The organism is Sediminibacterium sp., assembly GCF_051860225.1.
Classification (GTDB): domain Bacteria; phylum Bacteroidota; class Bacteroidia; order Chitinophagales; family Chitinophagaceae; genus Sediminibacterium.
The window spans coordinates 153,011-168,352 of record NZ_JBHYEI010000001.1 but is presented as its reverse complement, the minus strand read 5'-3'; the positions used below and the strand labels follow the sequence as shown (position 1 = coordinate 168,352).

Sequence of the window (15,342 nt, the reverse complement as noted above, 5' to 3'; positions counted from 1 at the left end):
TCTTAACAGAAATCATTCATGAAAAAAATATTAAGGCAAACCCTAAAGGGGATTGCCATGTCTACTGCATTTGCAGTTATGACAATCTATTCGCACGCACAAACAGATATGGATGCGTTGATGATGGCTAAAAATAATTTCTGTACAGGTTTTATGTACGGGAACAGTTCTTGGAAAAATTATTGGGAAGGAACATTAAAACGCGACAATCCAAATTTAGGATCAGTAAGTTCTCAAATGATTGGCATTATGGGAAACTACGGGATAAAGGATAATCTGAATATTCTTTTTTCAGTACCCTATTTCAATAATAAAGCATCAGCGGGCACTTTAATTGGAAGACATGGTATACAGGATTTAACCCTCACAGTAAAATGGATGCCTATTGAAACAACCATTGGAAAAGCAGATTTTGCTGTGTATGCATTAGGGTCGTATTCAATGCCACTGACTAATTATGTGAAGGATTATTTGCCACTTTCAATTGGACTTGGGTCCAAAAATGTAATGGCAAGATTGATGGCTGATTATCAATTGGGTAATTTTTTCACTACCGCATCTGCAGCAGTTTTTTCTCGTAGTAATGTTACCATTGATCGAACTGCCTATTACACAACAAGGATGCACTACACCGATCAGGTAGAAATGCCCAATATGGCCAATTTAAACTTTCGAACAGGATACAGAAGCGGAAAAGGTTATGCCGAAGCCATTGTAGACATTATGCAAACAAATGGGGGCTTTGATATCTCCAGAAATAATATGCCTTTTTTAAGCAATCAAATGAATGCCACTAGAATTGGGTTGGGTTTCAAGTACAATTTTGGAAAGGTAGAAGGCTTGTCGGCAGTTGGTAATGCTATGTATACAGTAGCAGGAAGAAATATGGGTCAAGCCACTTCCATCAGCGCTGGTGTCTTTTATATTTTAGACTTCACTAAATCTTCAAACAACAAAACTGATTCAGATGAAAAAAAATAATATCATTTTATTTATCCTCTTTTTTGCATCGGTAGTGGTTGGATGTAAACGGACGATTGAAGAAAGGCATACAATGTATGAACCCATAAATCCAACCAATACAGATGCCAATGCAGGAGACTGGAAGCCAGTGGTGTTAAATGCTGCTAACGAATTTCCTTTGGCTGCGCCTACACCAACCAATATAGCTGTTTACAACAGAGAACTTACTGAAATCAAAGGTTTTCAAGCTACACTTACTGCAGAACAAAGAGCCAGCATTCAATATTGGAGCGCAGGTGGAGTGTTGAGGTGGAACGAAATCTTGCGTGAATTAGTAGCTAAAAGAAATTTACCGCCAGTCAATAATCCTGATGGGTCCTATCCAACGCCTTCAGCTGCCAATCCATTTGGGTATCCAGAATTTCCATTTGCCAATCCACCTTACGCGGCAAGAGCTTATGCTTATGTAAGTGTTGCACAGTATGATGCATTAGTTGCAGCGTTCTATTATAAACGATTGTATAATCGAGCTGCACCACATGCAATTGATGCGAATATCAAGCCTTTAGTACCTGCCACCAACCTGCCCTCTTATCCAAGTGAAGATGCTGTAGTTGCAGCAGTTAGTGTAGAAATGCTCAAGCTATTATTCCCAGCAGATATTGCTTACATACAACAAAAAGCAGATCAGCATATGCTTTCAAGAATTATGGCAGGTATGAATACGAGATCCGACATTGAAGCAGGTGTTCAATTAGCTAGGCAAGTAGCTGCTAAAGTAATTGCAAGAGCAGCATCGGATAATATGTCTAGAGCAATTGGCACACCTACGCAATGGGCGGAATTAGAAACACAAACTGCTGCAACGGGAGAAATACCATGGATCAGTCAAGAGCTTCCAAAACGTCCTCCTATGTTGCCATTTTTTGGTAGAGTGAAGCCATTTTTATTTGATTCATTAACAACCATTTCACTTAGACCTGCTGCACCCCCTTCTACTAAGTCTGAAAAATTTAGAAAAGAATTAGAAGAAGTAAGATATTATGCTAAAAATGCAACCAGACAGCAAATTGCGATTGTTCATTTTTGGGCGGATGGTGTTGGAACTTATACACCGCCTGGTCATTGGAATGCTATTGCTGCGGATGATTTTGTAAAACAACGTTTCAGTGAAGTGAGATGGGCAAGGAATTTAGCGCTTTTAAATATGGCGGGAATGGATGCTGCAATCACCTGCTGGGATACTAAGTTTGCCTATTTTAATCCAAGGCCATTACAAATAGACCCCTCTATTAAAACACAAACAGGGCTTCCTAATTTTCCTGCCTATACTTCAGGCCATTCAACTTTTAGCGCGGCGGCAGCAACTATTTTAGGCCATATCAATCCAACGAGAGCCTCAGCTTATTTTGCAATGGCTAAAGAAGCATCTGAATCTAGGTTATTTGGTGGTATACATTATCGATCAGACTGTGAGATAGGATTCTCACAAGGCGTTAAAGTGGGCAATTTCGCTATTACAAGAGCGCAAAGCGATGGAGCCAACTAAACAAATTAAACTATTTCAAAAACAGCAAACTGGTAGGGTTCCATCACGAGATACTCGTGATCGGATCCTACCAGGTGTTTTTTACCCGACCAATGATCTTTTAAATAGGTTGGTTTAAATCCATGTTCTTTAAATAGATACCAGGTGATATAAGCGGCTTTGTTGCTAAAATTGAATAGGCAATAAATTGCTTGATTTTGATTACCCCTAATAAATCCTGCAACATGTATATTATGCGGACTTAGCCAAGTGATATTTTTTTTGTCTGAAAAAACATCGAATGATTTTCTCAATTGAATCAATTGTTGGGTTGCACTAAAAATTCGGTTTTCAATTGTTCCTTCTACTTTTGCTAATGCATTTTTATTCCAATCAATGATGGGACGATGCATCCAACGATTATCATAACTTTTACCTGGATCTCCCAAATAACTATAATCATTCGTATAACCTACTTCATCTCCATAAAATAACATAGGGATTCCGCCTAAAAACATCGACTGCGCTTGCATTAAAATAATTTTTGCAATAGCAGTGTCAATAGCAGTACTGTTTACTGAATCACTCTCAGTTGCAGAAACTGCTTCAATGGCTTTTTCTAGTCCACAAAGGGAAGCCAAACTCCCGCTAATACGAGCATCTTGTGTTTTGGGGTTCACCGAAAATAAAGCACCTGTTGCTGGTGAGTTATGAAAATTGCCTGAGTAGTATTCTTTTAAAAATTTACGATGTTCGTATGCATTAAATCCTGCCGCTGCAATCATGCTGTCATCATAACCTAAACCAATATCATCATGACAACGGGTATAGGTAATCCAGGTAGTACCAAAGGGCTTTTGTAAGAGCTCATGTTGCGCAGCCAGCATAACACGTGTATCTCCAGTTGCCAATGCATCCCATTGTAATGCCATTTGAGTGGCATTGTAAGCAACATCGCATTCTTTAGCAGTGAATGAATCGGTGCCAAAATATTTCATGATTTCTTTAGGGGCAACAATAGCTTCACCCAATAATGCCATGCCCGGTGTTGCAATATGTACGCACTGTTTTATCAAACGCAACAGGGTATGTGCCTGTGGTAAATTTTGACAAGTAGTTCCCAACTGTTTCCAAATAAAAGCGGGGGCGTCAATCCGTAGAATATCTACTCCCAAATTTGCATAAAAGAAAATATTGGAGAGCATTGCCTTAAAAACAGCGGGGTTTGAATAATTCAAGTCCCACTGATAATGATGAAAAACCGTCATTGCCCATTTATTACATTCGGGTACATAAGAAAAACTACCGGGAGAAGATTCTGGGAAAATTTCGGGCATGGTAGCGTCAAATTGATCGGGAATTTCTCTACTATCATACATATAATAATAGTCTTGAAATTCTTTTTCTCCTGCTTTAGCTTTTAGGGCCCATTCATGATGATGTGAAGTATGATTTAATACAATATCAATCATCAGGTACATACCCAAAGCTTGCATTTTCTCTTGTAATAATTTAAACTCGTTAAGTGTGCCAAAGCGTGGGTCAATTTTTCTAAAATCAGAAACTGCATAACCGCCATCGCTCTCTCCTTCGGGGCTTTGAAATAATGGCATTAAGTGTAAAAAATTGATACCCAATTCTTGTAAGTAGGGTAGTTGTTCGGACATTTTATTTAAGTTGCCCGCAAACCGATCTACATATAAACTCATCCCAGTAATTTGATTACTGGTAAACCAAGCTGCTTCTTGTTCTTTTATTAGGTCTCTTTTTTTAAATGCAGGCTTACGAAGTTTGTATGATTCAATTAGTAAAACCAATAATGCATCAAAGTCTTGTACTGCATTTTTTTGATTACCATAAATGCTATTATATAAATCTTGTAAAGTATTGGCATTGGCAACAAATCGAACATAGAAAGCATGGTCTACTCCAGCTATATCCAATAACTGTTCGTTACAAATTTGTTTGATTTTTTGATGAAGCAAATATTGATACACGTATAAAATAGTTTACTTGAAAATTTGATTGTTTAAATATTTGAAAGCTTCCATTGCACCCATGTACTCACAGGTTCTTGCGCCCGCTTTATTGGCGTTCAAAATTATTTTATTCCAATCAGCTAATGAAAGTGTTTGAATAGCTGATGGTTCTAAATGACTTAATTGATACAAAACAGCGCCAACAAATGCATCTCCCGCACCTGTAGTATCCACTGGTTTTATCGGAATTGATTCAATGATATATTGTTGTCCATTTAATCCCAATAAAGTACCATCTTTCCCTAATGTAATGGTAAATACCCCCGAGGTTTCTTTCAATAATATCGCAGTAGCTTCTTGTAATGAATGGGTATTGGTGAGCAACATGGCTTCTTCGTCACTCACTTTAAAAAAATTACAATTGCGCAAGAAATGCCAGCTCTGATTAACAAAAGTCTCGGTGTTATTGGGGAATAATAAATGCCGATAGTTAGGATCGAAGCTAATAAGAATTTTATGGTGCAGCGCTTTTTCTAAGAGGTGTAAATAGGCAGCTTGCAGAGGCCCAGGCAAAAAACCTGTGGCCGATCCAAAATGAATAATTCCTACATTATTTAAATTGATAGCGTCTACATCATCAATGGAAAGTTGGCCATCTGCCCCCCTATTAAACACGAAATCTCTTTCCCCATCATGCATTAAAGAAACAAAAGCAAAAGTGGTAAAGTGATGCGGATCTTCTAACATTGCTTTGGTACCAACCCCAAAAGATTCCATGGTTTGAATGAGTTGTTTGCCAAATGGGTCTTTACCTACTTTAGCAGCCAAGTCTACAGTGCCCCCTAAAGCCGCAATAGCAGCTGCCACATTGGTGGGAGCACCGCCCGTCTTTTTTAAGAAATTAGATCCCTCCGATAAAGTCATGCCTTTGTCGGTACAAATCATATCAATTAAGGCTTCGCCAATACAGAGAATTTTCATTGAAAAAAATTTCATTTATATAAATAAGAAAAACAAATTCAGTTGATTATTCATTAATGTCCTCCAACGGATACCGCTTGAATTTCTTCTTCAGGTTTAACGTCTTTAATTAAAAAAGTTGCCGCGCAGGCCAACAGCAATAAAACACCTGCAAATGAAATCGCATTGCTTGAATTGTTTCCTAAGAAAGTATGCAGAATCCAACCAAAAGTAGTGGTCTGCAATATCATTGGAATAACAATCATCATATTGATGATACCCATGTATACGCCATATTTTTCTTTGGGTATATCATTCACCACCATCAAGTAAGGAATGCCCATCATGCTGGCCCATGCAATACCAAATCCTGCCATTGGAACAAAAAGTAAAAACTTATTTTCAATAAGAGGGAACCATAATAAAGCAATACCAGCCATCAATAAGCATACAATATGCACTTTCTTAGGGGAGAATTTCTTTGCCATCCAAACCAATCCAAAAGCAGATAAAAAAGTAACCACATTATACCAACCATTTACCAAACCTGCCCAACCCACCGCTTCTTCATACAGGGTTTTATTATCAGACGGGCTTGTTTTCCAAACAGATGCTGCAATACTCTTGGATGCATTTTGCCAATAACAAAACAGCGCATACCATTGAAATAAGTAGACCAATGCTAACTTCCACATAACAGCTGGCATATGCACAATGGCTTCTCCTATTTCTATAAAGGGCTGCAATATTCCTTTTTTTTGCGCACGTAAAGCGGCTAATTCTTCAGGGGTCGGTGGAATTTCAGGTGTTTTGCTAATGCTCCACATCACCGAACTAATAGAACAAATGGAGCCTAAAAAGAATGAGCCAAAAACCCAGTAAGGAATAGCGCCATGCTGACCAGGAATATATTTTTGAAAAATGAACAAAGAAATATTGGCAAGGGTGATCCCCAAGCCTGTAAAAAAACTTTGCGTTAAAAAACCAGTTGCTAATTGTGGCGCTGGTAGTTTATCGGCGATGAAAGCACGATAAGGTTCCATCGCAGTATTGTTGGCAGCATCTAATACCCATAATAATCCCGCAGCCATCCATAATGTGGTACTAAATGGATATAAGAATAAACAAAGACTACAAAATAAAGCACCAATAAAAAAGTAGGGTTTTCTTCTGCCAAAGCGAGGATGCCAGGTACGATCGCTCAATACGCCAATGATCGGTTGTATCAATAAGCCTGTCATTGGCCCCGCTAAATTAAGTAAGGGAATTTCATCGGGCTTGGCACCTAAAAAATCATAAATGGGATTCACCGCACTTTGCTGTAATCCAAAGCTGTACTGAATTCCAAAGAAACCCACATTCATGTTAATGATTTGCATGAAGCTGAGTTTTGGCTTGCTCAATTGCATAGTAGAATAGTTAGTCTTTAAAAATAGCTAATTTTGTGTCATGCAACACGCTTTTAGCTACGACAAAAAGAAAGTAATCCAAGGGTTAAGATACCATTTTGTGCAAAGACCCGAAGTAAAAGTATTGGTAGTACTGGTCAATGTATTTGCCATTGTAGCAGCTATCTTATTTTATACTAAAAAAATTAGACCCGAACCTTTTTTATTAGGGTCATTTATTTGGGTAATGATGATGGCGAGTTTTTGGTACATTCTGCCTAATTCAATTTATAAAAAGGCAATTGATACTTTTAAAGACCAGTTTACCATTGCTTTTAAGCAAAACGGCGTTACATTAGAAAATGAGAAAGGGTTTATTCATTGGGATTGGAACCAGTTTAGCCATTATTTCGAAAGCCCTCATTTCTTTCATTTGTATTTCAATTCCAAGTCTTTTTTCATGGTTCCTAAAGATGAAATGGGCGATGAATTTCGCCATGAGTTAAGAGCTGCATTAAAGAAAGGGATCGCAGCAAAATAGGCAGAGACCACAATAAGTCGTGGCTATGATCTACTCAAACCCATCGCCAAAAAATTTATAGCTCTTTGCCCATGACCTGGTGTGGGATGGTTAATTCTATAAAAGGCTCACTTTCTACCTGATAACCCAATTTCTCAAAAAAATGAATGGAGTCTTTGCGGGCGTGCATAATAATTTTATGGTACCGATTGTCTCTAGCTAAATTTTCGGCAAACTGCACCATGGCTCTGCCAATTCCTTTTCCTTGTAATCCAGAAAGTACGGCCAATTGCCTAAGTCTCACTGTATTAGGGGATACTTTTACTAGCATACAGCAAGCTTCCATAATGTCATCGTCGGTGTAGGCTAATAGGATATTATCTTTTTCCTTGGCTAATTCTTCTTGGGTAAACTGCAACCCCAATGGTTTGCGTAACAATTGGTGCCTTAATGCTACCATTTGTTCGTATTCTTTAGACCCATGTTGAATCATTTTTAATGCCATAATACTAATATAACCATAAAATGTATATTTTTGCCGCAGTAAACAAAAACTTTAACAATGTCAGACATCGCAACAAGAGTAAAGAAAATCATCGTAGACAAATTGGGCGTAGACGAAGCAGAAGTAACCAACGAAGCTTCTTTTACCAATGATCTAGGTGCTGATTCTTTGGATACCGTTGAATTAATTATGGAATTCGAGAAAGAATTCAACATCTCTATTCCTGATGAGCAGGCTGAAACCATCACCACTGTAGGTCAGGCTGTTGCTTATTTAGAAGAGCACGCTAAGTAAGAATATCTATTTAGTAAGGAATAATTTTAATCCGCCTTTTAAGGTTTTACCATAGAAGGCGGATTATAACATAAACTGGTTTGTTGTATGCAATTAAAGCGCGTAGTTGTTACTGGCATAGGTACGATCACTCCCATTGGTAATAATCTCAATGATTATTGGCAAGGATTAATTAATGGTGTGCCCGGTGCTGCTCCTATCACTTTATTTGATGCAAGTAAGTTTAAGACTCGTTTTGCCTGTGAGGTAAAGGGTTTTGATCCAACCAGTTTCATGGAGAAAAAAGAAGCAAGAAAGCTGGATCGCTTTGCACAACTAGCATTATATGCTAGTGATATGGCTGTAGAAGACGCTCAAATCAATAAAGAAAATATTGATGCAGATAGAGTGGGTGTCATTTTTGCAAGCGGAATTGGCGGACTAAGAACATTCCAAGAAGAAGTACAGAATTTTGCAACCGGCGACGGCACACCAAGATTCAATCCTTTCTTTATTCCTAAAATGATTTTGGATATTGCGGCCGGACAAATTTCGATGCGTCATGGATTCCGCGGTCCAAATTTTGCAGTGGTAAGTGCCTGTGCATCTAGTACGAACGGCATTATTGCTGCTGTAGATACCATTCGACTGGGTAAAGCAGATATCATTATTAGTGGTGGATCAGAAGCCGTTATTAGTGAAGCAGGTGTAGGTGGTTTCAATGCCATGAAAGCCATGAGCGAAAGAAACGATGACCCTGCAACTGCAAGTCGTCCTTATGACAAAGACAGAGATGGATTTGTAATGGGAGAAGCCGCAGGATGTTTGGTATTGGAAGAATATGAGCATGCAATTAAAAGAGGGGCTAAAATTTACTGTGAAATAGCTGGAGGCGGGGCAACTGCCGATGCATATCACTTGACTGCACCACATCCTGATGGATTAGGCGCAAGAAATGTAATGATAGCAGCCCTAAAAGATGCTGGCATGCAACCTGATGAAATTGATTATATTAACACACATGGAACTTCAACTCCATTAGGCGATGGCGCGGAAGCGAAAGCCATCACTGAAGTTTTTGGAAGCCATGCATATAATCTAAATATCAGTGCAACAAAATCTATGACAGGCCATTGCTTAGGTGCAGCGGGTGTAATAGAAGCCATAGCATGTATCCAGAGTGTGATTTATGATATTGTTCCCCCTACTATCAATCACTTTACAGACGATCCTGAACTGGATCCAAAATTAAATTTTACGTTTAATAAAGCACAACAAAGAACGGTTCGTGCTGCATTGAGCAATACATTTGGTTTTGGAGGTCATAACGCATGCGTTATCGTAAAAAAATACGTAGCATAAAAAGTGCAATTTTTAATAAAGTTATTTAAGCCAAAAGCTGCCACCTCTTTTGAGCAGCAAATTCATGATATGTTGGGTATTCAACCCGGCAATCCGCAACTTTATCGTAGTGCACTAAGTCATCGATCTGTTAAAGAAACCCCTGATGAAAATAATGAAAGACTAGAGTTTTTAGGGGATGCTATATTGAGTGCGGTGGTGGCCGATTATTTATTTAAATTATATCCATATAAAGGGGAAGGTTTCTTAACTGAAATGCGATCTAAAATGGTAAATCGGCAACAGTTAAATGATATTGCTTTAAAAATGGGGTTGAGAAAACTCACTTTTTATAACAAGTTTGATAATGCATTAAAAGCCAGTCATATTTTTGGAAATACGCTAGAAGCTTTGATAGGAGCGGTTTATTTGGATAAGGGCTACAGTAAAACTCAAAGTTGGATCTTGAAACAAATAGTGATTCCTCACTTGTTTATGGAAGATTTAGAGTTGATTGATATTAATCTCAAGAATAAATTAATTGGCTGGGCCAATAAAAATGGGAAGACCATTACATTTGAAATGGCAGACGAAAAGCTAGAGGGAAATAGAAGGATTTTCACTATGAATGCCGTACTAGATGGAGAAGTGTTTGCACAAGGAAAAGGGGGGAATAAAAAAGACGCCAGTCAAATTGCCGCACAAGTCGCGATTGAAAAGTTGGGGCTTTAATTGATCTCTTGGCAAAGTTCAATCAAAACCCCATTGGTACCCTTTGGATGTAAAAAACATACCAATTTATTGTCTGCCCCTTTTTTAGGCACTTCATTTAAAAGGGTAAAGCCTTCAGCTACCAAGCGCTTCATTTCAGCCTGAATATCTGTTACATCAAAAGCAATATGATGCATGCCTTCCCCTTTTTTATCTATATATTTTGCAATTACGCCTTCAGGATCGGTAGATGCGACCAGTTCGATTTTTGATTCCCCTTTTTTAAAAAAAGCCGTCATCACTTTTTCCGAAGCTACTTCTTCGGTTTTATAACAGGTACTATTCAACAATTTTTCGAATAAAGGTATGCTTGAAGCCAAATCTTTAACTGCAATTCCAATATGTTCAATCTTATTCATTTAAAATATTTTATATGTGTTCTTACGATTTGAGGAAAAACAAGTATTGTGTAACAGGACAGCCCAAAATTATAGAACCTATTGTTATACTTTTGTGTTATTAGAAAAAACTAGCAAGCAATATGTTGAAATTACCAGTTTATTTAGATAATAACGCAACCACTCCAATGGATCCAAGGGTATTGGAAGCCATGATACCTTATTTTACAGAGCACTTTGGAAATGCGGCAAGTCGTAACCACCCTTTTGGATGGGAAGCGGAAGAAGCGGTAGATTATGCTCGTGAACAAGTTGCCAAATTAATTGGTGCAGATCCTAAAGAAATTATTTTCACTTCAGGAGCTACAGAAGGAGACAACTTAGCTATTAAAGGGGTGTTCGAAATGTATGCCACAAAAGGTAACCATATTATCACTGTTACAACTGAACATAAAGCAGTTTTAGATACTTGCAAGCATTTAGAGCGTGCAGGTGCTGAAGTAACTTATTTGGAAGTTCAGCCTGATGGGTTAATTGACTTAAAAGAGTTAGAAGCGGCTATTAAGCCAACGACTATTTTAATTGCGGTAATGTATGCTAACAATGAAATTGGGGTAATACAACCAGTAAAAGAAATTAGTGCGATTGCTAAGAAGCATGGTGTATTGTTTTTCACCGATGGCGTACAGGCTGTAGGTAAAATTCCTGTAGATGTAAACAAAGATGGGATTGATATTATGGCATTCACTGCACATAAAATGTATGGTCCTAAAGGGATTGGAGCATTATACGTGCGTCGCAAAAACCCAAGGGTTAAGGTTACCGCGCAGATGGATGGCGGTGGACACGAGCGCGGCATGCGCAGTGGTACCTTGAACGTTCCGGGTATTGTAGGCTTTGGTAAAGCTTGTGAATTAGCTCGCTTAGAAATGGCCGATGATGCAGCTCGTTTAAGCAAATTGCGTGATAAATTGGAGTCTGCATTGGTTCAATTAGAAGAAGCGTATGTAAACGGAAACAGAGAACACCGTTTGCCACATGTTGCTAATATTTCTTTCAAATATGTAGAGGGTGAAGGCTTGTTAATGGGCTTCAATAAGAATATTGCGTTGTCTTCTGGATCAGCTTGTACTTCTGCTTCATTAGAGCCTAGCTATGTATTAAAAGCTTTAGGTTTAGGGGATGATTTAGCACATAGTTCATTGCGCTTTGGATTGGGTAGATTTACAACTGAAGAACAAATTGATTATACCATTAAATCGGTTAGTGAAACTGTATTGAAATTAAGAGACATGAGCCCATTATGGGAAATGTTTAAGGAAGGAGTAGATATGGATAAAATTGAGTGGGCACACCATTAATGGTGGCTTAAATCCCTCAGCAAAAACAAACCATTTTTAATAAAACATAAATAAAAATACCATGGCATATTCAGAAAAAGTAATTGATCACTACAGTAATCCTAAGAATGTAGGAACGCTTGACAAGTCTAAAACCAATGTGGGTACAGGTTTAGTAGGTGCACCTGAGTGTGGAGACGTAATGCGTTTACAAATTGAAGTTGACGATGCAACTGGTGTAATCACGGATGCAAAATTCAAAACATTTGGATGTGGATCTGCTATTGCATCTTCTTCTTTGGCAACAGAGTGGTTAAAAGGAAAAACTTTAGATCAGGCAGTAGCAATTGATAACATGGAGTTAGTAGAAGAGTTAAATCTTCCTCCTGTAAAAATCCATTGCTCTGTATTGGCAGAAGACGCTATTAAAAGCGCTATCAACGATTACAGAAAAAAGAATGGCTTAGAAGAATTAGTGTTCGAAGAAAGAATTCACTAATACCATAACACAATTGTATGAGCGAAACAGCAACTGAAAATAGTATTTACGTAAGTGAGAAAGCAAAAGCCAAAGTGAAACAGCTGATGGAAGAGGCAGGCGTGGCTGGAGATGAAAGCTATTTTTTAAGAGTAGGCGTAGTAGGAGGTGGTTGTTCTGGTTTAAGTTATAAGTTAGACTTTGACAATGAAATTAAACCAATGGACCAAGTTTTTGAAGACAATGGAGTAAAGGTAGTCACAGATCTTAAAAGCTTTTTATACTTAGTAAATACCGAATTAGATTTTTCTGATGGATTAAACGGGAAGGGTTTTTATTTCAGCAACCCCAATGCCAGCAGAAGTTGTGGATGTGGAGAAAGCTTTGCAGTATAGCATACCCATACTGAATAAAATCAGTGTTAAAAATTGAAATCTGTATAGTAAAACCCCGATTCGTCGGGGTTTTTGCATATAAAAACTTTAGTTTTGACCCATGTGGAAGATTTGTAAAAAAGAGTGGCAACAATTTTTTGCCTCGGTAACAGGATACCTTGTGCTGGGGATTTTTTTAGGTGTAACGGGGTTATTGTTTTTTGTATTTCCCGATACCAGCCTACTCAATTTTGGCTATGCTAGTTTAGCACCCTTTTTTCAATTAATGCCATGGTTATTATTGTTTCTCATTCCTGCAATTACCATGCGCAGTATTTCAGATGAAATTAGAACAGGTACTTATGAATTACTGCAAACCCTCCCACTAACAGTAAGGCAAATTATTGTAGGTAAATATTTGGGTGTTTTATTTGTAGTATTGATTGCGTTGGGTCCTACAGTAATTTATGCATTTTCTATGCAGGCACTAAGTATTACCGGAGGCATAGATGTGGGTGCAACCATTGGAAGTTATATTAGCTTGTTTTTATTAGCTGGGGTATATGCTGCCATAGGTATTTATGCAAGTAGTGTAACGAATAACACCATTGCGGCATTTGGTATTGGCGCATTAGTTTCTTTTGCTTTGTTTGCTGGGTTTAGTGCAATAGCTAAACTGCCTTTATTTAGTGGGGGAGCAGATTATTATATTGAATTACTGGGTATTCAAATGCATTCGGCTAATATCAGTAGAGGGGTATTGGCAGCGGCTGATATTATCTACTTTGTTGCAGTAATTGGATTCTTTTTATACATTACTCAATTACAGTTAACGACCACTTCTAAAAAATCATCCAAGTTGGTGGTGGCAATCGCTCTGTTGATCTGCATTTCATTTCTAGGGTCTTTAGTCAGTAAGCGATTAGACCTAACAGAAGATAAGCGATTCACGCTTAGTAATTCCACTGTTGAATTGTTGTCAAATATAGATTCTACTATAACCGTTGAAGTGTTCTTAACTGGTAGTTTGCCTGCAGATTATAAAAAATTGAGTATGGCCACTGCTGATGTTTTGGCCTCCTTTAATAATTATGCCGATAATCACATTAGAGTTGTCTTTAAGCATCCTGGTGATGGAATATCAAGTGATACTGCCAAAGCCATTTTGTATGATAGTTTACAAAAAATGGGAGTGGTGTTTGAGCAATCCAATACAGCGCAAGAATCGGGTGAAGCTATATTGAATCAACTAATTGTACCAAGTGCAATGGTTTATTATCAAAAAAATCAACCGCCAATTGCGGTAGATTTAAGAAGTAGTAGAAAGGTATATAAGCAGTTTAATGTTTTATCTGAAGAGCCACAAGAGGATGTAGAAGCAACTCGAAATGCAGCAGAAGCTTTGCTTGAAAATAAATTTGCAACAGCTATTTATAAGCTCATTAGAAAGGAGGTTCCTACTATTGCCTATGTAGTTGGTAATGGGCAACCTACCGATTTAACCGTAAACGATTTAGGTGAAAGTTTACGAAATGATTACCGATTAGGAATCTTTGATTTAAAACAAGCTTATCCAGATGCTAGTGTCATCAAAACATTAGTAATGGTAAAACCCAAGAATACTTTTACCGAAGAAGATTTATTGAAGATAGATCAGTATGTAATGAACGGAGGTAATATCATTTGGTTCATCGATAAATTACATGCGGAATTAGATAGCTTAAAAAGAACAGAAGGGCAGTATACCGCATTTGATAGAGGATTAGGTTTAGATGAATTATTATTTAAGTATGGGGTAAGAATCAATGGTGACTTATTACAAGATCTTAATTGTTCAAAGATTCCATTAGTGGTAGGTAAAAATCCGGATGGGAGTATTCGCATGCAAAGAATACCTTGGCCCTATTATCCACTATTATCTGCAAGAACACCCAATCCTATTTCAGAAAACCTAGATCGAGTATTGCCTATCTTCCCATCTAGTATTGATACAGTAATGGCAAAAGGGATTCAAAAAACTATTTTATTAGCTTCCGATACTAATAGTAGAATACTGCCATCACCCGCTTTGGTCTCTTTAAACAGCGTTAGAAGTCAAGAAGATTTATACAGTTTTAATAAAAGCTATGTTCCTGTTGCAGTCTTGCTGGAAGGGAAATTCACTTCCTTGTTCAGCAATCGCTTAGCCAAGTCGGTTATTGATTCAGTTCGAAAGAGCACTGGAAAACCTTATTTGTCTTCAGCAGTAAAAGCCGGAAAACAAATAGTGGTAGCAGACGGGGATATTGTTACTAATGAAGTAAGCAATACTACTGGGCCATTACCAATGGGGCTTATACAAATGGAGAATTATCGCTTTGCAAATAGGGCTTTCTTTTTAAATAGTATAGATTATCTTTCATCGAGTAATGCGCTGTTTGAGAGTAGAAATAAAACAGTGGTTTTACGTTTATTGAATAAGCAAAAATTGAGTGAGCAAAAAGCGATTTGGCAGATCGTGAATGTATCTCTACCAGTAGTAATAATATTGTTAACCGGGTATTTTTTTCAATTGTGGCGTAAAAAGCGCTACAGTATTTAATAT

At 37.8% G+C, this 15,342-nt stretch carries 15 protein-coding genes; 10 read left to right on the top strand and 5 right to left on the bottom strand.

Annotation, left to right across the window (positions count from 1 at the left end; all coding sequences use genetic code 11):
* The first annotated feature begins 18 nt into the window (after positions 1 to 18).
* Together ACTIEI_RS00650 and ACTIEI_RS00645 are read left to right on the top strand one after the other, a co-directional pair.
* Entirely contained in the window at positions 19 to 981 is a 963-nt protein-coding gene (locus ACTIEI_RS00650) for a hypothetical protein (protein WP_439504341.1), read from the top strand.
* Complete coding sequence (locus ACTIEI_RS00645; protein WP_439504340.1) at positions 968 to 2,512, top strand: phosphatase PAP2 family protein; 1,545 nt, start codon at positions 968 to 970, stop codon at positions 2,510 to 2,512. Before ACTIEI_RS00650 ends, ACTIEI_RS00645 begins: the two co-directional genes overlap by 14 nt.
* A gap of 5 nt (positions 2,513 to 2,517) precedes the next feature.
* Here the strand turns inward: ACTIEI_RS00645 and ACTIEI_RS00640 are convergent, their stop codons facing one another.
* The 3 genes from ACTIEI_RS00640 to ACTIEI_RS00630 are packed head-to-tail and all read right to left on the bottom strand — an operon-like array spanning position 2,518 to position 6,809.
* Positions 2,518 to 4,488: an amylosucrase gene (locus ACTIEI_RS00640; RefSeq protein ID WP_439504339.1), complete on the bottom strand. Its 1,971-nt coding sequence runs from the start codon at positions 4,486 to 4,488 to the stop codon at positions 2,518 to 2,520.
* Positions 4,489 to 4,500: 12 nt separating this feature from the next.
* Complete coding sequence (locus ACTIEI_RS00635) at positions 4,501 to 5,451, bottom strand: carbohydrate kinase family protein (RefSeq protein WP_439504338.1); 951 nt, start codon at positions 5,449 to 5,451, stop codon at positions 4,501 to 4,503.
* 53 nt (positions 5,452 to 5,504) lie between these two features.
* Positions 5,505 to 6,809: an MFS transporter gene (locus ACTIEI_RS00630; protein ID WP_439504337.1), complete on the bottom strand. Its 1,305-nt coding sequence runs from the start codon at positions 6,807 to 6,809 to the stop codon at positions 5,505 to 5,507.
* A gap of 70 nt (positions 6,810 to 6,879) precedes the next feature.
* On the opposite strand from ACTIEI_RS00630, the gene ACTIEI_RS00625 reads away from it, so the two are divergent.
* Positions 6,880 to 7,359, top strand: coding sequence for a YcxB family protein (locus tag ACTIEI_RS00625; protein WP_439504336.1), 480 nt, complete (start codon positions 6,880 to 6,882; stop codon positions 7,357 to 7,359).
* Between the two features lie 55 nt (positions 7,360 to 7,414).
* Here ACTIEI_RS00625 and ACTIEI_RS00620 read toward each other — a convergent pair whose 3' ends face one another.
* Entirely contained in the window at positions 7,415 to 7,843 is a 429-nt protein-coding gene (locus ACTIEI_RS00620) for a GNAT family N-acetyltransferase (RefSeq protein WP_439504335.1), read from the bottom strand.
* Positions 7,844 to 7,900: 57 nt separating this feature from the next.
* Between ACTIEI_RS00620 and ACTIEI_RS00615 the strand changes: the two genes are divergently transcribed.
* From ACTIEI_RS00615 to rnc, 3 genes are all read left to right on the top strand, one after another.
* Positions 7,901 to 8,137, top strand: coding sequence for an acyl carrier protein (locus ACTIEI_RS00615; protein ID WP_026751146.1), 237 nt, complete (start codon positions 7,901 to 7,903; stop codon positions 8,135 to 8,137).
* A gap of 87 nt (positions 8,138 to 8,224) precedes the next feature.
* Complete coding sequence (gene fabF / locus ACTIEI_RS00610; RefSeq protein WP_439504334.1) at positions 8,225 to 9,478, top strand: beta-ketoacyl-ACP synthase II; 1,254 nt, start codon at positions 8,225 to 8,227, stop codon at positions 9,476 to 9,478.
* 3 nt (positions 9,479 to 9,481) lie between these two features.
* A complete protein-coding gene (gene rnc, locus ACTIEI_RS00605; RefSeq protein ID WP_439504333.1) occupies positions 9,482 to 10,189 on the top strand; it encodes a ribonuclease III in 708 nt (235 codons plus the stop codon).
* Here the strand turns inward: rnc and mce are convergent.
* The gene (gene mce / locus ACTIEI_RS00600) at positions 10,186 to 10,587 is read right to left on the bottom strand and encodes a methylmalonyl-CoA epimerase (RefSeq protein WP_439504332.1); all 402 of its coding nucleotides are present in this window, start codon (positions 10,585 to 10,587) and stop codon (positions 10,186 to 10,188) included. The genes rnc and mce overlap by 4 nt on opposite strands.
* Positions 10,588 to 10,709: 122 nt before the next feature.
* On the opposite strand from mce, the gene ACTIEI_RS00595 reads away from it, so the two are divergent.
* From ACTIEI_RS00595 to gldG, 4 genes are all read left to right on the top strand, one after another.
* Positions 10,710 to 11,927: an IscS subfamily cysteine desulfurase gene (locus tag ACTIEI_RS00595; RefSeq protein ID WP_439504331.1), complete on the top strand. Its 1,218-nt coding sequence runs from the start codon at positions 10,710 to 10,712 to the stop codon at positions 11,925 to 11,927.
* Between the two features lie 61 nt (positions 11,928 to 11,988).
* Positions 11,989 to 12,405 (top strand): Fe-S cluster assembly scaffold IscU, encoded by a 417-nt coding sequence (gene iscU, locus ACTIEI_RS00590; RefSeq protein ID WP_324482575.1) that lies wholly within the window; start codon positions 11,989 to 11,991, stop codon positions 12,403 to 12,405.
* Positions 12,406 to 12,422: 17 nt separating this feature from the next.
* Complete coding sequence (locus ACTIEI_RS00585) at positions 12,423 to 12,779, top strand: HesB/IscA family protein (protein WP_439504330.1); 357 nt, start codon at positions 12,423 to 12,425, stop codon at positions 12,777 to 12,779.
* A gap of 100 nt (positions 12,780 to 12,879) precedes the next feature.
* Positions 12,880 to 15,339, top strand: coding sequence for a gliding motility-associated ABC transporter substrate-binding protein GldG (gene gldG, locus ACTIEI_RS00580; protein ID WP_439504329.1), 2,460 nt, complete (start codon positions 12,880 to 12,882; stop codon positions 15,337 to 15,339).
* Positions 15,340 to 15,342: the final 3 nt, after the last annotated feature.